Here is a 26,397-nt window from a genome sequence, read left to right as displayed (position 1 = left end):
AATGTATTATAATACGTTATAAGGAAGAAAAGGGGAGGAAGGCTATGAATATTACTATTCCAACTTATTTACAGTCATATGCAGAAAATGTTGAACAGCTAGAGGCAGTTGAATCACAGTTACAGCTTTGTTCCAGCACAGGGAATAAACAGTTTGAAATTTGGTACTATGGAGATTTACTAACAATCGAAGGTGAGGCATTGCCTTTCATTACTGGAGCAACCGCTAGAATCGTTGCAAAAGACCCTTTAACGGCGGAGGAAATTTTGCTATTTGATGCAACCCTACATGGCTATAATGCGCTATTTTGTGATGAATTTACGGAGGAGCAGCGTATCCATCGTCCACTACGGAAATATCTTTTGCCCACAACAGAAGTTGTCCTATCATTTTTCTATAATATTGACTATGACGAAGAAGCAGAAGACTATGAGGTAGATGAACATGGCAATGTACAGCTACTCAACGGAGAAACAGCAGATTGGGAGACGATAAAAAGTATTGGCTATGATGCCTTTGCTTTTTATGGCAAATCAGAAGATGGTACACTGCTAGCATTTGCACAGGAAGAATTAGCCTAGCATGAAAGGAACATAGAAAAATGCAATTCATCTCATATACACAAGATTTAGCGAAGCAAATTCATCAATATCAATCAAACAATGCATTTTATCGGAACATTATGAAAACAGAAGAGCCAGTGAATATCGGTTTCATCTATATTGAGCCAAATGGGGTAGTTGGTATGCATGAAGCCCCTGTTCCTCAGCTTTTTATCGTGATGCATGGCGAAGGCTGGGTTCGTGGTGAAGATGATGAAAAAATCACCATAAAATCTGGACAGGGTGTACTTTGGCATCAAGGGCAGGCGCATGAATCTGGTAGTACGACAGGCTTGACAGCACTTGTGATCCAAGCTGAGCATATACATCTTACATAAAAAACGTGTGTAACGGTAGGAGGGGAAGGCATTGAGCAACACAGAAAAATGGAACAAATGGTTGAAAGACTATGGGTTAGCACATAAGGCTGAGCAAATAGCAGCTTATACTAGAAGCTCTATACGTATGGTAGCTAAGCAAAATGCTGATGAAGAAATTCCGATTGGCCATTCAAAAATAGGTGGCTGTCCGGATGTTCCCACAGATTTTGTGTGGCCATATACGAACGATAAGAGACCGTTGTATTTCCTTTGCCAACTACATGTAAAGGATATCAAACCTTACGATACCAACAATTTATTACCTACAGATGGATTATTGTCCTTTTTCTATGATGCAGCCGAGCAACCATGGGGATACGATCCGAAAGACTATGATGGCTTCAATGTTTTCTATTTCACAGAACCAGTTAGTAGCCTTACAAGAATAAAAATACCTGCTATCTTACTCAAACATGGCGACATTGCCAGTGCAAGTCTGCAGTTTAAAAATGAATGGACACTCCCGCCCTGGGAATCTCCATTTTGGGATGATTTAGAAGAAACTCTAACGGAAGAGGAAGCAGATAATTTGAGAGACCTTGCATATGAATCGATGGAAGAAGCTGATGCAAATGGAGCCGTTCATCGCATAGACGGTTTTCCAGATGCTATTCAAGGGGATATGTACTTACAATGTCAGCTTGTCTCCAATGGCTTATATTGTGGCGATTCAACTGGCTATAATGATCCCCTTCGAAGGGAATTAGAGGCTGGGGCAACAGACTGGCGATTATTGCTTCAACTTGATTCAGAAGAAGAGCTTGGATATATGTGGGGAGATAGCGGTAGATTGTATTTTTGGATTCGTGAGGATGATTGCCAAAAGACCCGCTTTGATCAGACATGGGTTGTCTTACAATGCTTTTAAAAACGAAGGGGGATAACGGTTGTCAAAGCAACCGTTATCCTTTTTCATGTTGTTTCACCATTTTCACTGTTTTAAGCGGATAACCATCGAAACACTCATCGAATTCTACTAGCTTTTCGAACCCCTTTGCCTGATAAAAATGCATACCAATTGTATTTTCTTTTGCTACACAAACAAATAATGACGATAGGCTGGGAAGCATGTTTAGCCCTCTTTGTAAAAGAGCTGAACCGATACCACTCCCCTGGCTATCAGGATGCAAGTAAATGGCAAGCAGCTCTGCCTCACCATGTGTAACATTTGAGAAATTAGCAAAGCCTACTAGCGATTCATCGACGATTGCGACTAAAAATAGGCTAGTAGTGAAGCGCTGTGTTAAACGGTTACTGCTATACGCCATTTGTAAAAAGCGATCTTGAATATCACGAGGGATGATTCCTTCATATGTATGGTGCCAGCTTGTTCTAGCAATTTCTTGTACAAAAGTAATGTCATTTTCTAGCATCTGTCGTATAATAAATGTCAACACTTTTCACCTTAAATTCCAATTTTTATCTTTATTGTAACATTCAATCAGTCAAAAGGGGGTCACTTTCATGCAAGTAGTGGAAAAAGCATTTGGCTATATTACGAGAGAGCATGAAGAACAATTACAAGTGCTCGTATTTGAACAGAATTCAGTTGGTGCAGGTATTCAAGTGCCCAAAGGTACAGTAGAAGAGGGCGAAACACCTTTAGAAGCTGTGAAGCGTGAAATGTTGGAGGAGACTGGTCTAACAACACTTGTCGTTCAGAGGTTAATTGCACAGGACTATTTTAATCATCCGTCAGGTATTTTACAGAAACGTTATTTTTATCATTTAACATCCGATGAAACACAAGATTCATGGCAACATCATCCAACGGGCTTAAATGAAGCGGATTTAATTTTTTCATTTTATTGGATTTCTGCTGAGCAAGAAGCGCTACTAGCAAAGGGGCATGGTGATTATTTATACCGTGTGTTAGGAAAGGTGAAAAATTGAACGTAGGATTATAAAGATGCGGTGGCATGACTACTTTAGCTATTAACAAATAGAAAACCCTAACTATGATAAAACACGCAATGAGTGTTTCGTAAAATAGTTAGGGTTTTTCAACGGTCTCTTTCAGGTTGGTTCAATCAAGCCTTGGCCACAATCTCTAAGGCTTGTGCAAAATCAGCGATTAAATCATCCACATGCTCAAGTCCCACTGAAAATCGTAAAAGTCCATCTGTGATGCCGCGTTTTGCACGCTCCTCAGGCTCCATAGCAGCATGACTCATCTTTGCTGGGTAGGAAAGAATTGATTCCACACCCCCAAGAGAGACCGCGAAAACAGGAATTGTCATTGCTTCGACTAATGCTTTGGCGGCTGCATAACTTGGTAAACGGAAAGACAAAACAGCCCCACCACTTGTACTTTGGCGCTGATGAATGTCATACCCTGGATGTGAGGCAAGTCCAGGATAGTAGACTTGCTCAACCAGTGGATTTGTAGTTAAAAATGTTGCAATTTTTTGTGCAGATTCAGCAGAGCGACTAAAGCGCACATCTGTTGTTTTGATATTTTGTAGCAGTGTGAAAGAATCTTGTACACCTAAAATATTGCCAAAAGAATTTTGGATAAAGTATAGCTCTTGTCCTAGCTTGTCATCTGCTGTAACTGTTAAGCCAGCAATAATATCAGAATGACCAGATAAGAACTTAGTTGCACTATGAATGACGACATCAACTCCAAGTTCTAGTGGACGTTGGTGTAACGGTGTCATAAAGGTATTATCTAAAAATGTCAGACATTGGTGTTGTTTCGCTAGTGCCACCACGCCACGAATATCTGTGATGCCTAATGTCGGATTTGATGGTGTTTCCATATAAAGCAGCTTCGTAGCTGGCGTTATTGCTGCTTCTACTGCTGCTAGATCCGTGAAATCTACAAATGTATGGGAAATCCCAAAGCGTGGTAACACCTTTGTCACAAAACGATAGGTTCCACCATAAACATCCTCGGTCATGACGATATGGTCCCCTTGGGATAACAGCATTAACGCTGCTGATACCGCTGCAATGCCCGAAGAAAAGGCATGAGCGCGAACACCACCTTCAAGTTCTGTCACAGCTTTTTCTAATGCGTCTCTCGTAGGGTTGCCTGAGCGAGCATAATCATATTCTCCAAACTCATCCATACTTTCTTGATGGAAGGTAGAGGACAGATACATGGGAACATTGACAGCCCCTTTTTTATTACCATAGCCATCACGAACACCTGCATGAATGAGGCTCGTTTCAATACGTTGCTTCATAAATTATGCCTCCTTTCTTAGGATATCGAATACTTGTTGTAAGTCTGCAATTAAATCTTCTGCTTCCTCAATACCGACAGAGAATCGAAGTAAACGATCACAAACGCCACGTTCAACACGCTCTTCATATGGCATATCTGCATGTGTTTGTGTGGCAGGATATGTAATAAAGCTTTCCACACCGCCAAGACTTTCAGCAAAAGTAATTAACTTTAAGTGACGAAGGAATGGGTCAATCCACTCAGGTTTTTGCAAGCGGAATGACAGCATGCCACCTTTTCCTGTATAAAGTACATCAGTCACTAATGCTTCTTCCTCTAAATAAGCAGCAATGGCTTTTGCATTTGCATCATGCTGTTTTAATCGGAGATGTAAAGTTTTTAAACCGCGAATAAGTAACCACGAATCCATAGCGCCTAGCACCATACCACTGCCATTATGAATAAAGCCAATGCGTTCAGATAATTCCTTACCTTTAGCCACAACTAAACCAGCTAAAACATCATTATGACCACCGATATATTTTGTAGCAGAGTGAAGGACAATGTCTGCCCCTAATTCGATAGGGCGTTGGAAGTATGGTGTATAGAAGGTATTATCTACAATTAACCAGGCTCCATGTTTATGGGCTAACTCTGCATACACTTGTAAATCGAATTCCTGCATAAGTGGATTTGTTGGGGTTTCAATGAATAACGCACGAGTATTTTCAGTTATTAATGCTTCCACCTGTTCAACCGATTCAAACTTTGAATAAACAGGCTTGATATTATAGGTTTCTTGGAAGAAGTTAAATAGTCTATAGGTACCGCCATATAAATCATCAGGCACGACTAACTCATCGCCTGGTTTAAATAAGGATAACACCAATTGAATAGCAGCCATCCCTGAACTACAGGCAAAGCCCATATCGCCCCCCTCTAAATCAGCAATCCCTTCTTCTAAAAGAGCACGTGTAGGATTTTTTGTACGTGTATAGTCAAAGCCAGTAGATTCCCCAATTCCAGCATGTTTATAAGCAGTCGATAAATGGATCGGCGGGCTCACAGCACCTGTTATGGGGTCACTTAAATTTCCTAGTTGTACAAGTTTTGTTTCAATACTTCTGTTTAATGTCATGACGTCACTCTTTTCTCCAATATTATTAAAAGCGACAATTTTCGCTTTCAATTTATTAGTATTCTCAATAATTGTTACCAATTTAACATGGATACTAAAGAAGAACAAGGGTGTTTTCTGAAAATTAGCTAGATTATTTATAGTTAATCACGTAGGAATAGTAGGAGATTGATTATTAAATTATGAGCAACAATGTGTGGGAGCTTCTAGTTAAGTTAACAGGATAGAGCAGAGAAAGTGGAGGATACGCATAAAGTTGGTGGATAGAATAAGAAAAGCAGCGGATAGAACGCGGAAAGAGATGGATAGAACAGAGAAAGAGAAGGATACGCATAAAGTTGGTGGATAGAGTAAGGAAAGTAGCGGATAGAACGCGGAAAGAGATGGATAGAGCAGAGAAAGAGAAGGATACGCATAAAACTGGTAGATAGAGTAAGGAAAGTAGCGGTTAAAACGCGGAAAGAGATGGATAGAGCAGAGAAAGTGGAGGATACGCATAAAACTGGTGGATAGAGTAAGGAAAGTAGTGGATAAAACGCGGAAAGAGAAGGATAGAGCAGAGAAAGTGGAGGATACGCATAAAACTGGTGGATAGAGTAAGGAAAGGAGCGGTTAAAACTCGGAAAGAGAAGGATAGAGCAGAGAAAGTGGAGGATACGCATAAAGTTGGTGGATAGAATAAGGAAAGCAGCGGATAGAACGCGGAAAGAGATGGATAGAGCAGAGAAAGTGGAGGATACGCATAAAGCAGCGGATAGAACATCCAAAGAGAAGGATACAAAACCAAAGGATCTGCCTCTTTCGAATAAGGCAGATCCTTTGGTGTCATATGTTAGGCTTGTTCTTTTTTGAGTAAATCACGAATTTCTTTGAGGAGCTCTTCTTTTGCATCTAATTCAGGAGCTGGCTCTTCAACGACTGCTTCTTCTTTTTTACGTGTAAGCTTCGTCATAATTCGGAGCGCCATAAAAATGGCAAATGCAATAATTAAAAAATCAATAATTGATTGTAGAAATACACCTAAATTGACTTGGGCTTCACCAGAGCCAAAAACAAAGCTCTTTGTTAAATCAACACCACCTGTTAAAATACCAACTAATGGCATAATGATATTTTCAACTAAGGAGGTAACAATTTTACCGAAAGCACCACCGATGACTACTGCTACTGCTAGATCGACAATATTGCCTTTCATTGCAAATTCTTTAAAGTCTTTCCACAAAATAAATGCCTCCCTATTATTATCCAATATAATGAATCAATCTGTATTTTACTATATTTTTAGCAAACCTTTCAACTGCTTTTATAGTGAAAATGAATAGCAACCTACAACTGGAAGTTTCTATCTTACAAAAATTAAAAGATTTACTACATATAACGAAAAATTTGGTAATATAGAAAAAGAATACTAGATTAGGTGTGACGTATGACAAAGAAAAAGAACAACAAAGCCATGTTATCACCCGCTACAAAATTGGGTATGATAGCATTATTGATTCCCGTTGCGATAACGGTGTATGTCCTGACATTTTTTGCGTGGAAGGAACTTCAAACATTACCGATTTTCGAAAAGCTTGCACAGCAAAAGGCAATCGAGGAGATTCAACAACATTTCGATATGGACATTCCAGAGAAATACATTCCGGTATATGTAGCAGCGGAGGAGAAATATGGTGTGCCATGGACATTGCTTGCTGCACATCATCGAATTGAAACGAGATTTTCTACAGTGAAATCAATGGTTTCATCTGCCGGGGCAGAAGGGCATATGCAATTTATGCCGTGCACGTTCGTTGGCTGGCAGCATCCTACTTGTTCAGGACTAGGAAAAGGAAACATCACGAAGGCTGAATTAATGAATCCAGAGACAATTGCTAAATATGGAGGATATGGCGTAGACGCGAATGGGGATGGTATAGCCGATCCCTATGATATTGAGGATGCGGTATTTAGTGCAGCTAATTATTTAGCTAAATACGGAGCTGCCAAAGGTAATATTAAGAAAGCTGTGTATCAATACAATCATAGTGAAGAATATGTAGAAAATGTATTGTATTACTACCAATTGTATAATAATTATCACGATGAACTCCGAGCAACCGTTTTACTAAATGAAGCAAAATAAAGAGCCATCACCATGGATGGCTCTTTATTACATATTTAAGTTGCTTTACGCATACCTTTTAAAATAAGGCTGACGATAAAGATCAACACAACGGCACCGATCAGTGCTGGGAACACGTAGAAATCACTTACTCTCCAACCCCAGTTCCCTAAAACCATACTACCGATCCAAGAACCAACAATCCCTGCAATAATATTCCCGATGATGCCACCAGGTACATCTTTACCTAAAATTACGCCAGCTAACCATCCAAGAATTCCTCCGATGATTAAATACCAAATGAAACTAATCATTATTTTCATCTCCTTAAAATTAAGATATAATGGCGATTACTTAGTTATACCCTGAATGGAGTAGATTAAACACTGCGATTTTGTTTAGTAATTATTACATGCTGTCATAATGGCTGTAGACAAATGAATGCAGCTCTTTCATCATGCCCACACTAACGTAACTCCAACTGCATAAATGATTGTGAAAATGTCCACATTAACTACAATTACTTCTATATTGTACATACACCGATTTTCGCTTACTTCTATAGTATGTTCACGCATTCAATTCGTACCAAAAATAGATGGAACGCTCCAAAATCAGCCGTTTGACTAAATATTTGCAAAAACCACCTTTTTATCCATGAAAAAATGCATTTTTTGTTGAAGCAGAATTTCAATCAATTATACGGTTGTTCATTTTTTATTTATATGAATGGAAAATGGTTAAATTTTCACCTTTTAATAGTTTGAAAATTCTGTTTAAAAGGATTATAATGAGAAAAAAGGAGCGTGTTGCATATGAATATGGCTGTTATGAAACGTTTAAATCGTCAAGGTTTTCTGATTGCTGGTCTGCATTTGTTAGTGCTGCTAAATCTTGCAGCCGATTTCTTATACGCATCGTAACCAATTGAATAGAAAGGTGAATGAAATGTTTGTCCCATTCTAAAACAACTGTGTCGACTTATTGAATAAAAAGCGCACGGTTGTTTTTATTTTGACTCATGAATAAAAAAATTATTCTGTAAATTATCAAATACATAGTATATACAGGAGGGATTAAATGACGACAAGATTGGATCGAGCGTTTAGTGATTTGGAAAGACCATTTGCTTGGTTGGACTTAGATGCGCTGGATAAAAATATACGAACTGTGCAAGAGGCTTGTGGTGGCAAGCAAATTCGTATTGCGACAAAATCGATTCGTTCTGTTGAAGTGCTTCGTTATGTTCAGAAAAACCTTGCTAATGTTGTAGGCTTTATGACATTCACAGCGGCAGAGACCATTTTTTTACTACAGCAGCAATTTGATGATTTATTACTGGGCTATCCAGTAATGGAGGAAGCAGCTATTCGTCGCTTGCTACATTTCGTCAAAGACGGGAAAAGCATTACTTTTATGGTGGATCGGCCAGAACATATCCAACTATTAGCGAAGCTGGGACTAGAAATAGGTGTACGTGTACAGGTTTGCATTGATATTAATGTTTCGAATGATTTTAAAGTACTGTATTTCGGGACTAAACGTTCATCGTTGTATTCTCTTGAGACGCTGACACCTTTTTTGCAAGAGATTCAAAAAACGTCAGCGATTGAGGTTGTAGGTGCAATGGGCTATGAGGCTCAAATAGCAGGCGTTGGCAATCGTCCTGCGAATGCATTAAAAGGCAAAGTGATTGAGGCAATGCAAGTACAAGCTAAAAAACAAGTAACCCAATTTCGTCGCTTAGCGATAGCCCATATCAAGGCGTATTTTCCAAACTTACGCTTCGTCAATGGTGGAGGCTCAGGGAGCATGTTATATACCAATCAGCAGAAAGAAGTGACTGAAATTACAGTAGGCTCCGCTTTTTATGCACCTGCATTGTTCGATCAATTTACACATTTACAGCTAGAAAAGGCAGCTGGATTTGCTTTGAGTGTAACGAGAAAGCCTGAAAAAAATATTGTTGTTTGTCATGGTGGTGGTTATACGGCTTCTGGAGCAATTGGATTGGATCGCTTACCTGTATTCTATGAACCTAGCAATTTTGCATACCTTAGCTTAGAAGGAGCAGGAGAAGTACAAACGCCTATAAAGGTCAAAGGAAAACATATTAATATTGGTGATACGATCTATTTTAGACATGCAAAAGCGGGGGAGCTTTGTGAGCGTTTTCAAGTACTCCATGGGATTCGAGAGGACAAGTATATGGGGCCTTACACAACATATAGGGGGGATGGACAATGTTTTCTATAGAAAAATGGCGTAATGGTGAAAAGTGGACAAATTGGGCGGGGAATGTTATTTCTTATCCGAGTGAAATGTACTTACCACAATCGGTTGAAGAAGTTTCAACCATTGTCAAGCATGCACGTGAAACGGGAAAAACGATTCGGGTCACAGGGGCAGCTCACTCTTTTAGCGCTGTGGCTATGCCAGAGCATATCGCTATTTCCTTACATAATATGCGTGGATTAATCGCTGTGAATGAGGAAAAGCAGGAGGCAACATTATGGGCTGGTACCTACCTATATGAAATTGGACCAATGCTGGAGAAGCACGGCTTTGCTTTAATCAATATGGGGGATATTCAGGAGCAAACGATTGCAGGAGCAGTATCAACGGGTACACATGGTACAGGGATTACACTTGGTTCTCTGTCGTCTGCTGTCATGACATGGGGGTTTGTAGATGGCACTGGCACATATCAGGAGCACAGGAGGGGAATGGACGATTTATCTGAAGCACTACATGTATCGCTCGGTATGCTTGGTGTCCTTGTCAAAGTAACGATCAAAGTCATGCCACTTTATAGCTTGCATTATGTTGGGGCAAGAGAAACTTTGAGCAATGGTCTCACACTATTCGCAGAGGATATTCGCCAACATCGCCATGTGGAATGGTTTTATTTCCCTGGCAGTGAGACGATTCAAGTAAAACGGATGAATGCTGTAGCACCCATCTATCAAAGTGAATGGAATAAAAAAATAGAAACGTTAAAGCTTCAAATTGTAGAAAATGGTGCTTTCTTTGCCATGTCAGAACTTTGTAAGTGGAAACCAGCGTTAAGTGGTGCTATGAGTAAAATAGCAGCCGCAAATGTGGTGAAAAGTGAAAAAGTGGGCATAAGCTATGAAATTTATCCTTCTCCTCGTAGTGTGAAGTTCCAAGAAAGTGAATATGCCATTCCACTCGCTCAATTTGAAGCATGCTTGGAGGAAATTCATACAACCTTTAAAAAAGGGATTTTTAATGTTCATTTCCCATTAGAGTGTCGAACAACTGCAGGGGAAGCAGGCTTTTTAAGTCCAACACAGGGGCGCGAGTCTGCTTTTATAGCCTTTCATATGTATAAAGGGATGTCAGAAGAGCCTTATTTTAAATGGGTTCATACTTTGATGCAAAAATATGATGGCCGACCTCACTGGGGCAAACAACACCATTTAACAGCACAAACCGTCTACGAACTGTATCCAGAGATCGAAAAGTTTTTAAAAATACGACACCAATATGATCCCGATCAAGTATTTTTTACAGGCTACTTAAAAAAATTGTTTCTATTGTAAGCGTTATCTCTATAGATAAGATGATTCAACTTGTCCGAAAATATGGGAATCAATGGTCTCTTACATTGTTGGTTATTATTGAAAAATTAAAATTTGAACGAAATGTCAAAATTTTTATCAAAGCGAGATAAAACTGATGCTTAATCAGCATGTAAACGATTTCAATTTTGACAGATTTTTTTAATTGTTTGAACAATTCAAAAAATACTGTTGACGAGACCTTTTTTTCGTACTATGATAACAACAATTTAACACGTTCGTTACAGCAGTAGCCATCTAGTAGGCTGCTACTCTATAAACAAAAATTAAAAAGACAGAACATTTTGTCTATAGCAACGAACATAGTATGGATAGCAATGAGGGGCGTTTAAAATGAGAAGTGACATGATTAAAGTAGGCGTAGATCGAGCGCCACATCGAAGTCTTTTATATGCAACAGGCAAAGTAAAAGCAAAAGATTTAGGCAAACCATTTATTGGGGTTTGTAACTCATATATCGACATAATACCAGGTCACGTTCATTTACGTACGTTCGCTGATGTAGTGAAAGAAGCCATTATTGAAGCGGGTGGTATTCCATTCGAATTTAATACAATTGGTGTCGATGATGGTATTGCAATGGGGCATATTGGTATGCGTTATTCATTACCAAGTCGTGAAATTATAGCAGACTCAGCAGAGACAGTTATTAATGCACATTGGTTTGATGGTGTATTTTATATTCCTAACTGTGACAAAATTACACCAGGGATGCTGATGGCAGCAGTTCGCACAAACGTACCATCTATCTTTGTTTCTGGTGGTCCAATGGAGGCTGGTACTTCTGCTTCAGGCAAGCAGCTTTCTTTAACCTCTGTTTTTGAAGGCGTAGGAGCCCATAAATCAGGAAAGATGTCATCTGAAGAGCTGTTAGATATTGAAAATAATGCATGTCCAACATGTGGCTCATGCTCAGGGATGTTTACAGCCAACTCGATGAACTGTTTAATGGAAATGCTCGGTGTTGCTCTACCAGGGAATGGTACAATCGTTGCCACTTCTGAAGAGCGTCACAAGCTGATTAAAGAAGCAGCCAAACAATTAATTCGTATGGTCAAGGAAGACATTAAGCCACGCGACATTATTACAAAAGAGTCAATTGATGATGCTTTTGCTCTTGATATGGCAATGGGAGGCTCCACAAACACTGTTCTTCATACATTAGCCATTGCCAATGAAGCAGAAATAGATTACAACATTGAAGATATTAATAAAGTAGCAGAGCGAGTACCCTATTTAGCGAAAATTATGCCTGCATCCGATATTTCAATGGATGATATCAATAAAGCGGGTGGTGTTAGTGCCATTATTAATGAATTAACATCCATTCCGGGAGCTATTCATCCAGATCGCCCAACCGTTGCAGGTGTAACAATGGGTGAGCTTGTCAAAGATTATCACATCACGAATGATCAAGTCATTCGAACAAAAGACAATCCCTATAGTGCTGTAGGTGGGTTATCGGTGTTATTTGGTAACATTGCACCTGATGGCTCCGTTATTAAAGTAGGTGCAGTTGATCCTTCCATCAAAGTATTCAAGGGAGAGGCAATCGTCTTTGATTCCCAGGAAGCAGCGCAGGAAAATATTGATAATGGAATAGTGAAAGAGGGCCATGTAGTCGTCATTCGCTATGAAGGACCTAAGGGTGGCCCAGGGATGCCTGAAATGCTTGCACCAACATCTGCGATTCAAGGTCGTGGTCTTGGTACAAAGGTTGCATTAATTACAGATGGTCGTTTCTCAGGTGCATCTCGAGGTATTTCAATTGGTCATATTTCACCAGAAGCTGCTGAAGGCGGTCCAATCGCCTTAGTAGAAAACGGAGATATTATTGAAATTGATCTACCAAATCGTACGATTAATGTACAAGTTTCAGATGAAGTTTTAGCTGAACGTCGTGCAAAATTACCAGTCTTTGAGCCAAAAATCAAACGTGGTTGGTTAGCAAGATATTCAAAATTAGTGACGAACGCTTCCACTGGTGGCGTAATGAAAATTTAACAACTAGATAAATGAAAACGTTGATGAGGTTAAAGGTTCTAGAGCCTTGTATCTACCAGAGAGCCGGTCGTGCTGGAAGCCGGCGATACAACTAGATCCGACATCCCCTCGGAGTGGGCTATTAAACGTGTTTACACCATTAGATAGCTCCGGGCATAGTCGAAAGTGCTCGTTATTAATGAATAAATGTTTTATGACACCCTATTGGATGTGAAATTTTTTGCATAGGTGTATAAATGCAGTCATTTATTCGCGAGGTAGCAATTATTTGCTATAAAAAAGGGTGGTACCATGGAAAGTCTTTTTCATCCCTACGTAAGGTAGTTCTTTGCGTGTGGAGAAAAGGGCTTTTTTATTATTTTCACGACGTAATGAGCAAACTCTCAATGAAAAGGAAGAGAGGTAGACTTACCAGCTAGTGGCACTTTACTAATCTAGAACACTGATGTATGACTTTGAAAGAAATGAAGGAGGCATAAATTGATGAGTGCGAATGTTTCAATCAATGAACAAGAACAATTAGCAACAACAGCAACGGCTGAACAAACCTATCAAGCGAAGGACGGTGCAGATGTTTTAGTGCAGGCTTTGCATGATCAAGGTGTTGAAATCATCTTTGGCTATCCAGGTGGAGCCGTATTACAAATCTATGATGCGATGTATAAAAATCCGATTCGCCATATTTTAACAAGACATGAACAGGGGGCTATTCACGCGGCTGAAGGCTATGCACGTGTCTCAGGTAAAACAGGCGTTGTCATTGCCACAAGTGGACCTGGTGCAACAAACCTCGTAACAGGTATTGCGGATGCCATGATTGATTCCATCCCATTAGTTGTCTTCACAGGTCAGGTTGCTACATCTGTCATTGGAACAGATGCTTTCCAAGAAGCTGATATCATGGGGATTACGACACCAATCACAAAGCACAATTACCAAGTGCAGGATGTCAATGACATTCCACGTATTGTGAAGGAAGCATTCCATATTGCAAGCACTGGACGTAAGGGACCAGTGGTTGTGGACTTTCCAAAAAACGTTTCACAAATGTTGTTTGATGTAGAGAATCCACCACAAGCACCAGATGAAATTTATTTACCAGGCTATCAACCAACCTATAAACCAAACTATTTACAAATTCAAAAGGCGATCCAAGCAATTTCTTTGGCAAAAAATCCAGTTATTTTAGCTGGTGCAGGTGTTCTTTTTGCTGACGCACGTGAGGAATTAACGGCCTTTGCTGAAAAATACCGTATCCCCGTAACGAATACATTGCTAGGGCTAGGCTCCATTCATGGGGAACATGATTTATTCCTTGGAATGGCAGGAATGCACGGTACGGTTACAGCGAATACAGCCATCACAAAAACAGATTTACTACTCAATATCGGTGCACGTTTTGATGATCGCTTAACAGGAAATTTAGCCACATTTGCACCAAATGCAACGATTATCCATATCGATATTGACCCTGCTGAAATTGGTAAAAACGTACCGACAGATATTCCGATTGTTGCGGATGCAAAAGAGGCGTTAAAGGCATTGTTGAAAAAGGATTTCGAAGGTCCTGATACAGCAGACTGGCTAGCCTTTTTAAATAATCATGCGAATGAATACCCATTGTGGTATTGCAAAGATGCCAATACGCAAGAAATCTTACCACAAGAGGCATTGCAATTAGTGCACAAGATTACAGAGGGTGATGCCATTGTAACGACAGATGTAGGGCAGCATCAAATGTGGGCAGCACAATACTACCATTTAAATAATGATCATGCATGGGTAACGTCTGGTGGACTTGGTACGATGGGCTTCGGCTTCCCGGCCGCAATTGGGGCTCAGTTTGCGAAGCCAGACAAAAAAGTTATTTCGATTGTAGGAGATGCTGGATTCCAAATGACGGCACAGGAGCTATCTATTCTACAGGAATTTAACTTACCAGTAAAAATAGTGATTTTGAATAATAGTTGTCTTGGAATGGTGCGCCAATGGCAACAAACATTCTATGAAGAACGTTATTCATCGTCGCTGATGCCAATCCAACCAGATTTTGTTAAATTAGCGGATGCCTATAATATTAAAGGCTATCGTATTAACACAATCGATGAGGCGGAGAATATTTTCCGTGAGGCACTACTTTCTGATGAGCCAGTATTAATTGATTGTCGAGTGAAACAGCTTGAATGTGTTTACCCAATGGTAGCACCAGGCAAAGGCTTACATGAAATGATTGGGGTGAAAAAGAATTGAAACGAGTAATTACTGTAACTGTGATTAACCAAAGTGGTGTATTAAACCGATTGACAGGTTTGTTGATGAAGCGACAGTTCAATATTGAATCGATTACAGTAGGGCATACTGAACAACCAAATTTTTCTAAGATGACCTTTGTTGTCAATGTTGAGGATGAACGCAAAATCGAGCAGCTAGTAAAACAATTATCCAAGCAAATTGATGTGTTAAAAGTCAATGATATTACCGACAAATCAATTGTTCTGCGAGAGCTGGCGCTAGTAAAGGTTATTTCACCACCAAATCTACGCTTGGAAATGAATTCGATTGTTGAACCATTTCGTGCACAAATTATTGACACAGCCAAAAATGTTGTGACGTATCAAGTAGTAGGGCACCCAGAAAAGATTGATGCCTTTATCGAACTCATTCGACCATATGGCATTAAAGAACTGACACGTACAGGAGCCACTGCCTCTGTGCGTGAAACGCAAAAAATCTCAAACCCACAGCTCTCTATTTTAAAATAGTTTGCATATAAAATTGATAGCTTTATTGAAACAGCAAGTTGCTAAAGCTATGAAAACCAAACCAAATTCTAGGAGGAAATAAACTATGGCTACAATGTACTATGAACAAAACATCAACGAGGACGTATTAAAAGGAAAAAAAATCGCTATTATCGGTTACGGCTCACAAGGTCATGCACATGCACTAAACCTTAAAGAATCAGGCTTTGACGTAGTAGTTGGGGTTCGCCCAGGTGGATCATTCGATGCTGCGAAAGCTGATGGTATTGACGTGAAAACTGTGGCTGAGGCTGCACAAGAAGCAGATGTGATTCAAATTTTATTACCAGATGAGCGTCAAAAAGCCGTTTATGAAGCAGAAATTGCACCATATTTACAAGCTGGTAAAGCACTGATGTTTGCGCACGGCTTCAATATCCATTTTGGTCAAATTACACCACCAGCAGATGTTGACGTATTTTTAGTAGCACCAAAAGGACCAGGACATTTAGTTCGTCGTCAATTCCAAGAAGGTGCTGGTGTACCAGGTCTATTCGCTATCCATCAAGATGCTACTGGGCAAGCAAAAGATTTAGCACTTGCTTATGGGAAAGGAATTGGTGCTGCGCGAGGTGGTTTACTTGAAACAACATTCAAAGAAGAAACAGAGACAGATTTATTCGGTGAACAAGCAGTACTTTGTGGTGGTGCAACACAGCTAGTAAGAGCAGGTTTCGAAACGTTAGTAGAAGCTGGCTACCAACCAGAACTAGCTTACTTTGAAACGCTACATGAACTTAAATTAATTGTAGACCTAATGTTTGAAGGTGGTATGGCTACAATGCGCTACTCGGTATCTGATACAGCAGAGTGGGGAGATTATGTGGCAGGACCACGCATTATTGATGAAACTGTAAAGGCTCGTATGAAAGACGTGTTAACAGATATCCAAGATGGCACATTTGCACGTCGTTGGATTCAAGAAAATGAAAATGGTCGTCCAGAATATACAAAATTCAAGGAAGCTGGTGCGAACCACCAAATCGAAGAAGTTGGCGCGAAATTACGTGCTATGATGCCATTCATCAACGAAGGGAAAGAAAAAGTTGTGCGAGAAGTAGCGGCAAGTGCGAAAAATTAATATTTTCGATACTGCGCTTCACAATGGTGAACAATTGGCTGAGATCTACTTAACCGCAGCTGAAAATTTACTATGAGGATATATCGACTACCGGCCGTAACTCCTCTCAAGATGTTTAGAAGCTGCTATTAAATGCCATTAACCGTCATTTAATAGCATGCCTTCGGGAGCACATCCTGTATAGGTTTTAAAGGTAGTGAATCGTATGACATACCATTCACAAGTCGGATGCAATGATGATATGGCGTATTGTATCCATTCACAAAAAATTACGCGTAGACGTAATGAATGCGCCCACCTAAATTAATGGTAGGTGGGCGTCTTTACTAAATTAGCGAATGCGCTATACAAAGAAAGGTGTTTTGATGATGGAGAGAAAAATTACAGTACTTCCTGGTGATGGGATTGGCCCTGAGGTTGTTGCTTCTGCTGTACGTGTATTACAAGTGATTGGTAAACGATTTAATCATACTTTTCATTTAGGGTATGCAACAATTGGAGGTGCTGCTATCGACCAGCATAATAATCCACTACCAGAAGAAACAATCGAGATGTGTGAAAATAGTGATGCGATTTTATTAGGTGCTGTAGGTGGTCCAAAGTGGGATCAGAATCCACCTGAATTACGCCCGGAAAAAGGGTTATTGCGAATTCGCAAACACTTCGATCTTTTTGCAAATCTACGTCCAGTAAAGGCGTTCCCGAGTTTACTAGATGCTTCACCACTGAAACGTGAAGTAGCTGAAAACGTTGATTTAATGATTGTCCGTGAACTAACAGGCGGCGTATACTTCGGGGAACCACGTATGCGTACTGAAAATGGCGCAATTGATACAACGGTCTACTCAAAAGCAGAAGTGGAACGTATTGTTGAAAATGCCTTTGAGCTAGCACGTTTACGTGGCGGCAAATTATGCTCTGTTGATAAGGCGAATGTGCTTGAAACAAGTCGCTTATGGCGAGAAGTCGTAGAAGCTAAGAAAAAAGATTATCCAGATGTGATCGTGGAACATAATCTAGTAGACTCTGTGGCGATGAAACTTATTACAAACCCAGGACACTATGATGTTGTAGTCACTGAAAATATGTTCGGTGATATTTTAAGCGATGAAGCTTCTGTCATTACTGGCTCTTTAGGTGTATTACCATCAGCATCTATCCGTGGCGATAATTTTGGCTTATATGAACCAGTACATGGGTCAGCACCAGAAATTGCAGGGCAAGGAGTCGCAAACCCTGCAGCAACCATTCTTTCTGTCGCTATGATGCTGCAATATTCATTTGGTTTAACAGAAGAGGCAGCAGAAATTGAGCGTGCTGTTAGTGCGGTATTTGATGATGGTTACTTTACAGCAGATCTAGCCCGTGATGGCAATCGTATTCTTTCGACAAATGAATGGACAGATAAAGTAATTAATGAAATTGATACTAGCTTTGTTTCACAAAGCATTATGACAACATATATTTAAAGAAATAGGTGAAGACAATGGGTAAAAATATAATTGAAAAGATTTGGGATAAACATGTAGTTTATCAGGAAGAGGGCAAACCGGACCTGTTATATATTGATCTTCATTTAATTCATGAAGTAACATCTCCGCAAGCTTTTGAAGGGCTACGTTTGAATGGACGTAAAGTGCGTCGTCCTGATTTAAGCTTTGCGACAATGGATCATAATGTACCAACGAAAAATTTACAGACTATCCATGATCCCATTGCACGCAATCAAATCGAAACATTGGCTAAAAATGCTGAAGAATTTGGCGTTGAGCTAGCAGGGATGGGTCACCCTGACCAAGGCATTGTACATGTTATCGGGCCTGAGCTAGGGCTAACACAGCCAGGTAAAACAATTGTCTGCGGTGACTCACATACATCCACTCACGGTGCCTTTGGGGCAATTGCTTTTGGGATTGGTACATCAGAGGTAGAGCATGTATTATCGACGCAAACATTATGGCAAAATAAGCCGAAGACGATGGAAATTCGTGTTGAAGGGGAGCTACAAGTTGGCGTAGCAGCTAAAGATATTATTTTAGCCATTATTGCGAAGTTCGGCATTGGCGTTGGTACAGGACATATTGTGGAGTTCACTGGAGAGGCAATCCACAAATTATCAATGGAAGAACGTATGACGATTTGTAATATGTCGATTGAGGCAGGAGCAAAAGCAGGGCTCATCTCACCTGACCAAACAACCGTCGATTATATTCGTGGTCGCAAATATGCACCCCAAGGTGAAAAATTAGAGGAAGCAGCTGCTTATTGGCTAAGCCTTGCCTCAGACGAGGATGCTACGTACGATACAGTTCGTATCATACAAGCAGAAGAAATTGAACCTATCATTACATGGGGTACCAATCCCTCGATGGGTACGGGTGTTTCAGGATATGTGCCTACACAGGCAGATTACGAGGATGACTCTGATAAGGCGGCACTTCAAAAAGCGCTTGCTTATATGGGCTTAGAGGAAGGGCAATCCTTAACATCCATTGACATCCAGCATGTCTTTATTGGCTCCTGTACAAATTCACGAATTAGTGATTTACGTGCGGCAGCTAATATCATCAAAGGACGCAAGGTGCACGATAAGGTCACAGCGATCGTTGTGCCAGGGTCACATACTACGAAAAAGCAAGCGGAGGCAGAAGGTTTGGATAAAATCTTTATGGAAGCTGGCTTTGAATGGCGGGAGTCAGGTTGCTCCATGTGTTTAGCCATGAATGATGATGTCGTACCAGCTGGTGAACGCTGTGCTTCTACATCTAACCGCAACTTTGAAGGACGTCAGGGCGCGGGTTCTCGTACACATTTAGTATCACCACCAATGGCAGCAGCCGCTGCGATTGCAGGTCATTTTGTTGATGTGCGTGAATTTGTCAAGGAAACTGTGTAAATCTTGCTTTACACGGAAGGGATGAGTAAAAATGGAACCAATTAATATCGTCAATAGTGTCATCACACCACTTGATCGTAAAAATGTCGATACAGATCAAATTATTTCAAAGGAATTTCTAAAACGCATTGAGCGCACAGGTTTTGGGCAGTATTTATTTTATCACTGGCGCTATGATGCGCAAGGCAATGAAGTAACAGACTTCGTATTAAATAAACCTGAATTTAAAGCATCAAAAATTCTAGTAGCACAAGATAATTTCGGCTGTGGCTCATCTCGTGAGCATGCACCATGGGCCATTTTAGATTATGGTTTTAATGTAGTAATAGCACCTTCCTTTGCAGATATCTTCCATAATAATTGCTTTAAAAATGGAATTTTACCTATTAAGCTAACAGAAGCCGAATGCGATAATATTCTGGCTAAAGGTTTGGCAAAGCCGTACACAATGGAAGTAAATCTGGCAGAGCAAACTGTAACGGGTGAAGATGGTACAGTGTATCAATTCTCGATTGATCCGTATTATAAGGAAACGTTACTCAATGGCTGGGATGAAATCGCCTTAACCTTTAAATACGAAGACCATATTGCTGCCTATGAAGCAAAGCGGATAGCCTATTAACTTGATAGACTGAAGACAACTTTATGTTGTCTTCAGTTTTTTCTTTTACAGTGAAATAAAGTAAAGCTGTTGATTTCCACTACTGATGGATCAATTAGCACCCAAAGATCATTTAGTATGAAAACTAGAGACTGCTATTGATTTCGTTTATTTATCTAGTAGAAAACCTCTCTTCAGCCTAACATCCAAGTATTAATCCCTTCATTCTCATGTCGTAAATGTTCGGCTTCCTCCACAGACGATTCCCAAATATGATGTTGAATGAGTTTCTGGTGATTTGTCTATTAAAGAAATGTTTAGCTTCCCCATACTCATATATAAATGGAAGGTACTAAGTTCTATGGTCTAATTGTGTCTTAGTGTTCAAATTATAAAAGAAAAAATTCCTAAATATAACATTATCTATTGATATTTTTACATAATATGTTATTTTAAAATGGGTAATATAGTACCAAATAATAAATATATTACCAAATAAGTAATGTAGTACTATAGGAGGACTTATTATGAAGAAAAAATTTAAATTCAATCAAGTGTTAATTGGGATTAGCACAATGGCACTGTCGTTAGGAGGGTTACAAGCAGAAGCATCAGCAGCAGAAAAAACGCCCTATAATGTATTACAAATGAAACCAATTGGCATAGAAACGTCGAAAGATGAAATTGTACACTCTACAAAGGCTGATGAAACATTATCATTTGATGAACGTTTGGAAATTGGAGATTTTTCGCAACATCCAGCTCCAATTATAGAACAGGCTGATACGAAGCAATTGCAGGAAAAGTACTCGATGGCAGAGCTTAATAAAATGAACGATCGTGAGCTAATTGATACGCTAGGAAATATTCGGTGGTATCAAATAACAGACTTGTTCCAATTCAGTGAGGAAACAAAAGCTTTCTATCAAAATGAAGAACGCATGCAAGTGATTATTAATGAATTGGGGAAAAGAGGAAGTTCTTTTACGAAAGATGATTCAAAGGGGATTGAAACATTTGTTGAGCTATTGCGTTCGGCTTTTTATGTAGCATTTTATAATAACGAACTAGGTTATTTAAACGAGAGAAGTTTCCAAGATAAGTGTTTACCAGCATTAAAAGAAATAGCTAAGAATCCGAACTTTAAACTAGGTACAGCTGAACAAGATAAAGTAGTATCTGCCTATGGGAAATTAATAGGTAATGCTTCTAGTGATGCGGAAACAGTTCAACTTGCTACGAAGATTTTAAAGCAGTATAACGAAAATCTCTCTACATTTGAAGACGAGTCGTCAAAAGGACAAGCTATATACGATGTAATACATGGCATTGATTATGACTTACAGTCGTATTTATATGATACTCGTAAAGAAGCTAATACGACGATGTGGTATGGCAAAATTGATAGCTTCATAAATGAAGTTAATAAAATTGCTCTTATACATAATGTGACAGATAACAATAGTTGGTTAATCAATAATGGCATTTATTATGCAGGGCGTTTAGGAGGCTTCCATAGTAATCCGAATAAAGGTTTAGAAGTTGTTACACAAGCGATGCAAATGTATCCATATTTAAGTGAAGCTTATTTTGTAGCAGTAGAGCAAATTACTACAAATTATGGTGGAAAAGACTATAGTGGAAAGACAGTAGATTTACAGCAAGTACGTGAAGAAGGAAAGGAGCAGTATCTACCGAAAACATATACATTTGATGATGGATCCATTGTATTTAAAACGGGAGATCAAGTAACAGAAGACAAAATTCAAAGATTATACTGGGCTGCAAAAGAAGTAAAAGCACAATATCATCGTGTAATTGGGAATGATAAAGCATTAGAACCAGGTAATGCTGACGATGTCTTAACAGTAGTCATTTATAACTCTCCAGATCAATATCGATTAAACCGTCAATTGTATGGATATGAAACAAATAATGGTGGTATTTATATTGAAGAGAATGGAACGTTCTTTACATATGAACGGACGCCAGAGCAAAGTATTTATAGTTTAGAAGAGTTGTTCCGTCATGAATATACACATTATTTACAGGGTAGGTATGAGGTTCCAGGTTTATTCGGAACAGGTGATATGTACCAAAACGAGCGACTAACATGGTTCCAGGAAGGAAATGCAGAATTTTTCGCTGGATCAACGCGTACAAATGACATTGTTCCACGTAAGAGTATTATTAGTGGATTATCGGAGGATCCATCACAACGCTATACAGCTGAACAAACAATGTTTGCAAAATATGGATCATGGGATTTTTATAACTATTCATTTGCATTGCAGTCTTATATGTATAATCACCAATTTGATACATTTGATAGGATTCAAGATTTAATTCGAGCGAACGATGTGAAAAATTATGATGCGTATCGTGACACTTTAAGTAAAGATCCACAACTAAATGCGGAATACCAAGCCTATATGCAGCAATTGATTGATAATCAAGAAAAATACGAGGTACCACAAGTATCAGAAGATTATTTAGTGCAACATCAACCAAAAGCGTTAGACGAAGTGGAGCAAGAAATTGTCGATATTGCTAACATGAAAAATGGAAATATGACAAAACATAAATCTCAATTTTTTAATACATTTACACTCGAAGGCACGTATATAGGTAGTGAAACACAAGGTGAATCTCAAGATTGGAAAACGATGAGTAAGCAAGTGAACCAAGTATTGGAGCAACTGTCGCAAAAAGAATGGAGCGGCTATAAAACAGCGACAGCGTATTTTGTAAACTACCGTGTGAATGCGGCAAACCAGTTTGAATATGATGTTGTTTTCCATGGCATTGCGACGGATGAGGGAGAAAATCAAGCGCCTTTTGTATCTATAAATGGTCCATATACTGGAATCAAAAATGAAAAAATCCAGTTCAAAAGCGATGGTTCAAAAGATCACAATGGAGATATCGTTTCTTATCTTTGGGATTTTGGTGATGGAAAAACAAGTGAAGAGGCAAACCCTATTCATGTATATGAAGATGAAGGAACATATAATGTGATATTAACAGTGCAAAATGATAAGGGAATAGCAAGTAAAGCTAAAACAATTGTAACTGTACGGAGAGGGGAGCAGACAGAAGAGAATAATCATCCCGAAGAAGCGACTATCATTCCATTTAATATGCCTCTAAAAGGTAGTTTGATTGATAAGGATACGAATGTATATCAATTCGATATTACGTCTCCAGAAGAAATAGATATTTCTGTTGTAAATGAAAATCAAATTGGCATGACATGGGTGCTTTATCATGAGTCTGATATGCAAAATTACACTTCCTATGGGCAGGAAGATGGGAATATTATAAAAGGAAAATTGAATGCAAAACCAGGAAAATATTATTTATATATTTATAAATTTGATAATGAAAACGGGACATATACAGTAAATGTACGGAATGGAGCGCAAACAGAGATAGAACCAAATAATCATCCCGAAGAAGCGACTATAATGCCATTTAATATGCCAATAAAAGGTAGCTTGCTTGATGATGATAATACGGATATATATCAATTCGATGTTACATCTCCAAAAGAAATAGATATTTCTGTCGTAAATGAAAATCAAATTGGCATGACATGGGTACTTTATCATGAGTCTGATATGCAAAATTACACTTCCTATGGACAGGAAGATGGAAGTATTATAAAAGGAAAATTAAATGCAAAACCAGGAAAGTATTATTTATATATTTATAAATTTGATAATGAAAATGGAACATATACTGTTAATGTACACTAATACTATTTTTTAAGATAAACGAAAATTCTTGTTTTTAGTGTGACGAGTAGCATTGAAAACTAAATAGTGTACGTAAGACATTCCTAGTTTAAAAAGCCCAATTTCTCTGTAATTAAATAGAGAAATTGGGCTTTGTTCTTACAATCGAGTTGAGTTTGTTTGAATCGTAAATTTTGAGACATTTTCCTGCATTTTATTAGCTAACTTTGCTAATTCTTCACTGGAATTGGCAATTTCATAAATGGAGTTTGTTTGATTTTGTAAATATGCGGCTGCTTCTTCCGTACCAGCTGCATTTTCTTCCGATATGGCAGATAAGTTTTGTAGAATATCTATTACTTCGTCCTTCTTTTCACCCATATTATTGCCTAAGTTATATAATTCCTCAATGACCGTTTTTATTTTTTCAATAGAGTTTGCAACATCTTCAAACTTGCCATTCGTAGTTTTAACACTTGTAGCTTGAGAATTGACAATATGATTCACTTCTTGGATAGTCTGAACAGCTTGTCCAGTTTTTGCTGTTAAGTCTCCTATAACAGTGGCAATTTCCTTAGTGAATTGATTTGATTGCTCCGCCAATTTTCGTATTTCGTCCGCAACAACTGCAAATCCTTTTCCAGCTTCGCCAGCTCTAGATGCTTCAATAGCCGCATTTAAAGCTAATAAATTCGTTTGTTCCGAAATGGTTCTTATCATCTGGCTTGCATTTTGAATTTTCCCAGAGCTTTCGTTTGTCGTGAGAATGATGTCATAAATTTCTTTTGCTGCCTTATTATTTTCTTCTGTTTTAGCAACAAGCTCTTTTAATATGAGTAAGCTTTCATCTTTAATATGGCTTACTTCATCGACAAATAGATTCAAATTTTCTAAATGATCCTGATTACTTTCAATTAATTCTCCTAGCTCTCCAATACTTGCAGTCCCGTATTCGGTATCTTTTGCTTGTTCCACAGCTCCCTTAGCAATGTCTTCAACAGCAGATGATAAATCCTTTGAAGACTCTAAAGAAGTACTGGTTGCATCTCGCAGTTCTTCAGATGATGCAGTAACCTTATTCGAAGTTAGACTGATTTCATTAAGTAAATCAACAAAGTGATTTTGCATCTCATTTAAAGCATATGTAAGCTTACCTACTTCATCGTTTCTAGTTGTTATATTTGGGGGGATTAACTCAGTGAATTCTCCTTTTCCCATGTCATTGCATTTATCAACTGCTAACAGTAAAGGTTTGAACATTTTATTTAAAATAAAAATCATTAAAATAATGAATAAAATACAGCCAACAGCAACTGTAATAATTTCCTTTAGTAAAATGGCATTCGTAACTTTTGTGATGTCACCCTCGAAAATACCTACATCCATAGATCCGTAAAGCGTATTATTTATATAAATCGGTACCATTATATCGAACGTCCAACTTTTCTGAACATCCGCATAAAATCTACTAGTCATCGTTTTCCCATTTTTCGCTCCATCTACAGAGTAGGAATCATCTTCATAGTTTTTACCTATTTTCTCCTTATCACTATGGGCAATTGCCGTAACATTTTTATCAATGACAACTGCATAAGCAATTCCATTTTGTTGTACTTTGTTTTCAACGAAATTTTGCAGTTCCACTGTAGGATTAGAGTTAGAAACTAGAATATTCTCCACTTGACGTGCAATTTCATCGACCTGCTGTATACTCTTTTCTAATAAAGCATCTGAAACATTTTCTTTAACTGTCTTAATATTTAAATAGGAACTGATGCTGATAATCGAAATAAACAGTAAAAGTGATATTCCAATAATACGATTTTTTAAGCTTCCTTTTCTGACTCTACCATTTTTCTGCTGTTGACCCATAGACACTTACCACCTTCTTTTTATTATCTCTATTTTAAAATTAATTATAGTACTTTAGTTGTAGTTAATCAATATGATTTAGAACAAGGGTATTACTATAGCTTTTTCATTTTCATTGTTTTAAAAATATTACCTTAGTTGGTGAACTTCCTTATTTTCTAGGTTTTGTTAGCTGTTCATTTTCGTATTTGAAAAAGGCTTACCGCAAACCCTCTTATATCAACTATCTCTTGAAAATTTAACATATGGACAAATGAAGGAACGCTACTACAGGTGAGATGGTTTATGTTAAACATGGCAGGCAGCTTAAAAGAATTTTTATGCTTAAAGAGTATGTTTATTATGTAGTGAATGACCATTTTTAAACATAATGAAAAATGACAAAAGGAAGCGAGTATGAACTT

21 protein-coding genes are annotated in these 26,397 nt (G+C 38.6%); 15 read left to right on the top strand and 6 right to left on the bottom strand.

Annotation, left to right across the window (positions count from 1 at the left end; genetic code table 11):
* Nucleotides 1-44: 44 nt before the first annotated feature.
* Genes CRI88_RS14180 through CRI88_RS14170 form a run of 3 tightly spaced genes read left to right on the top strand, consistent with a single transcriptional unit; the run spans nt 45 to nt 1,850 of the window.
* The gene (locus CRI88_RS14180; RefSeq protein ID WP_058844535.1) at nt 45-581 is read left to right on the top strand and encodes a hypothetical protein; all 537 of its coding nucleotides are present in this window, start codon (nt 45-47) and stop codon (nt 579-581) included.
* 20 nt (nt 582-601) lie between these two features.
* Nucleotides 602-940, top strand: coding sequence for a cupin domain-containing protein (locus CRI88_RS14175; RefSeq protein ID WP_036123245.1), 339 nt, complete (start codon nt 602-604; stop codon nt 938-940).
* Between the two features lie 31 nt (nt 941-971).
* Complete coding sequence (locus tag CRI88_RS14170; RefSeq protein ID WP_036123248.1) at nt 972-1,850, top strand: YwqG family protein; 879 nt, start codon at nt 972-974, stop codon at nt 1,848-1,850.
* Between the two features lie 34 nt (nt 1,851-1,884).
* On the opposite strand, the gene CRI88_RS14165 is transcribed toward CRI88_RS14170, so the two are convergent.
* A complete protein-coding gene (locus CRI88_RS14165; RefSeq protein ID WP_082673749.1) occupies nt 1,885-2,379 on the bottom strand; it encodes a GNAT family N-acetyltransferase in 495 nt (164 codons plus the stop codon).
* Between the two features lie 67 nt (nt 2,380-2,446).
* Here CRI88_RS14165 and CRI88_RS14160 point away from each other — a divergent pair, with 67 nt between their 5' ends.
* Entirely contained in the window at nt 2,447-2,875 is a 429-nt protein-coding gene (locus CRI88_RS14160) for an NUDIX hydrolase (RefSeq protein ID WP_036123251.1), read from the top strand.
* A 137-nt stretch (nt 2,876-3,012) separates the two neighbouring features.
* On the opposite strand, the gene CRI88_RS14155 is transcribed toward CRI88_RS14160, so the two are convergent.
* The 3 genes from CRI88_RS14155 to mscL all read right to left on the bottom strand — a co-directional run bounded on the left by CRI88_RS14155 (nt 3,013) and on the right by mscL (nt 6,514).
* The gene (locus tag CRI88_RS14155) at nt 3,013-4,173 is read right to left on the bottom strand and encodes an aminotransferase class I/II-fold pyridoxal phosphate-dependent enzyme (protein WP_036123254.1); all 1,161 of its coding nucleotides are present in this window, start codon (nt 4,171-4,173) and stop codon (nt 3,013-3,015) included.
* A 3-nt stretch (nt 4,174-4,176) separates the two neighbouring features.
* Nucleotides 4,177-5,292 carry a methionine biosynthesis PLP-dependent protein gene (locus tag CRI88_RS14150; RefSeq protein WP_058844536.1) on the bottom strand — a complete coding sequence of 372 codons (1,116 nt, stop codon included), beginning with the start codon at nt 5,290-5,292 and terminating at the stop codon, nt 4,177-4,179.
* 832 nt (nt 5,293-6,124) lie between these two features.
* Nucleotides 6,125-6,514 carry a large conductance mechanosensitive channel protein MscL gene (gene mscL / locus CRI88_RS14140; RefSeq protein WP_036123266.1) on the bottom strand — a complete coding sequence of 130 codons (390 nt, stop codon included), beginning with the start codon at nt 6,512-6,514 and terminating at the stop codon, nt 6,125-6,127.
* Between the two features lie 204 nt (nt 6,515-6,718).
* On the opposite strand from mscL, the gene CRI88_RS14135 reads away from it, so the two are divergent.
* The gene (locus CRI88_RS14135; RefSeq protein ID WP_058844538.1) at nt 6,719-7,417 is read left to right on the top strand and encodes a lytic transglycosylase domain-containing protein; all 699 of its coding nucleotides are present in this window, start codon (nt 6,719-6,721) and stop codon (nt 7,415-7,417) included.
* Between the two features lie 35 nt (nt 7,418-7,452).
* Here CRI88_RS14135 and CRI88_RS14130 read toward each other — a convergent pair whose 3' ends face one another.
* Nucleotides 7,453-7,710: a GlsB/YeaQ/YmgE family stress response membrane protein gene (locus tag CRI88_RS14130; protein ID WP_036123271.1), complete on the bottom strand. Its 258-nt coding sequence runs from the start codon at nt 7,708-7,710 to the stop codon at nt 7,453-7,455.
* A gap of 766 nt (nt 7,711-8,476) precedes the next feature.
* Here CRI88_RS14130 and CRI88_RS14125 point away from each other — a divergent pair.
* The 10 genes from CRI88_RS14125 (at nt 8,477) to CRI88_RS14080 (ending at nt 24,142) form a co-directional block, all read left to right on the top strand.
* Entirely contained in the window at nt 8,477-9,652 is a 1,176-nt protein-coding gene (locus CRI88_RS14125) for an amino acid deaminase/aldolase (protein ID WP_058844539.1), read from the top strand.
* Nucleotides 9,640-10,962: a D-arabinono-1,4-lactone oxidase gene (locus tag CRI88_RS14120; RefSeq protein ID WP_058844540.1), complete on the top strand. Its 1,323-nt coding sequence runs from the start codon at nt 9,640-9,642 to the stop codon at nt 10,960-10,962. The genes CRI88_RS14125 and CRI88_RS14120 overlap by 13 nt, the downstream gene beginning before the upstream one ends.
* 372 nt (nt 10,963-11,334) lie before the next feature.
* Nucleotides 11,335-13,005 carry a dihydroxy-acid dehydratase gene (gene ilvD / locus CRI88_RS14115; RefSeq protein WP_036123280.1) on the top strand — a complete coding sequence of 557 codons (1,671 nt, stop codon included), beginning with the start codon at nt 11,335-11,337 and terminating at the stop codon, nt 13,003-13,005.
* A 483-nt stretch (nt 13,006-13,488) separates the two neighbouring features.
* Entirely contained in the window at nt 13,489-15,255 is a 1,767-nt protein-coding gene (gene ilvB / locus CRI88_RS14110; RefSeq protein WP_058844541.1) for a biosynthetic-type acetolactate synthase large subunit, read from the top strand.
* Complete coding sequence (ilvN, locus tag CRI88_RS14105; protein WP_036123293.1) at nt 15,252-15,767, top strand: acetolactate synthase small subunit; 516 nt, start codon at nt 15,252-15,254, stop codon at nt 15,765-15,767. The genes ilvB and ilvN overlap by 4 nt, the downstream gene beginning before the upstream one ends.
* Nucleotides 15,768-15,852: 85 nt before the next feature.
* Entirely contained in the window at nt 15,853-16,887 is a 1,035-nt protein-coding gene (ilvC, locus tag CRI88_RS14100) for a ketol-acid reductoisomerase (protein ID WP_036123296.1), read from the top strand.
* Between the two features lie 368 nt (nt 16,888-17,255).
* A complete protein-coding gene (gene leuB, locus CRI88_RS14095) occupies nt 17,256-18,356 on the top strand; it encodes a 3-isopropylmalate dehydrogenase (RefSeq protein ID WP_036123302.1) in 1,101 nt (366 codons plus the stop codon).
* 17 nt (nt 18,357-18,373) lie between these two features.
* Entirely contained in the window at nt 18,374-19,783 is a 1,410-nt protein-coding gene (leuC, locus tag CRI88_RS14090) for a 3-isopropylmalate dehydratase large subunit (protein ID WP_058844542.1), read from the top strand.
* A gap of 31 nt (nt 19,784-19,814) precedes the next feature.
* Complete coding sequence (gene leuD / locus CRI88_RS14085) at nt 19,815-20,405, top strand: 3-isopropylmalate dehydratase small subunit (RefSeq protein ID WP_058844543.1); 591 nt, start codon at nt 19,815-19,817, stop codon at nt 20,403-20,405.
* Between the two features lie 506 nt (nt 20,406-20,911).
* Nucleotides 20,912-24,142, top strand: coding sequence for a collagenase (locus tag CRI88_RS14080; RefSeq protein WP_101966767.1), 3,231 nt, complete (start codon nt 20,912-20,914; stop codon nt 24,140-24,142).
* Between the two features lie 138 nt (nt 24,143-24,280).
* Here CRI88_RS14080 and CRI88_RS14075 read toward each other — a convergent pair whose 3' ends face one another.
* Entirely contained in the window at nt 24,281-25,993 is a 1,713-nt protein-coding gene (locus CRI88_RS14075) for a methyl-accepting chemotaxis protein (protein WP_101966766.1), read from the bottom strand.
* Nucleotides 25,994-26,397 lie beyond the last annotated feature (404 nt).

The sequence above is a fragment of the Lysinibacillus fusiformis genome, from assembly GCF_002845985.1.
In the GTDB taxonomy this organism is placed as follows: Bacteria; Bacillota; Bacilli; order Bacillales_A; family Planococcaceae; genus Lysinibacillus; species Lysinibacillus fusiformis_D.
Note: the sequence above shows the minus strand (reverse complement) of the source record. Positions and strands in the feature narration are given on the sequence as shown.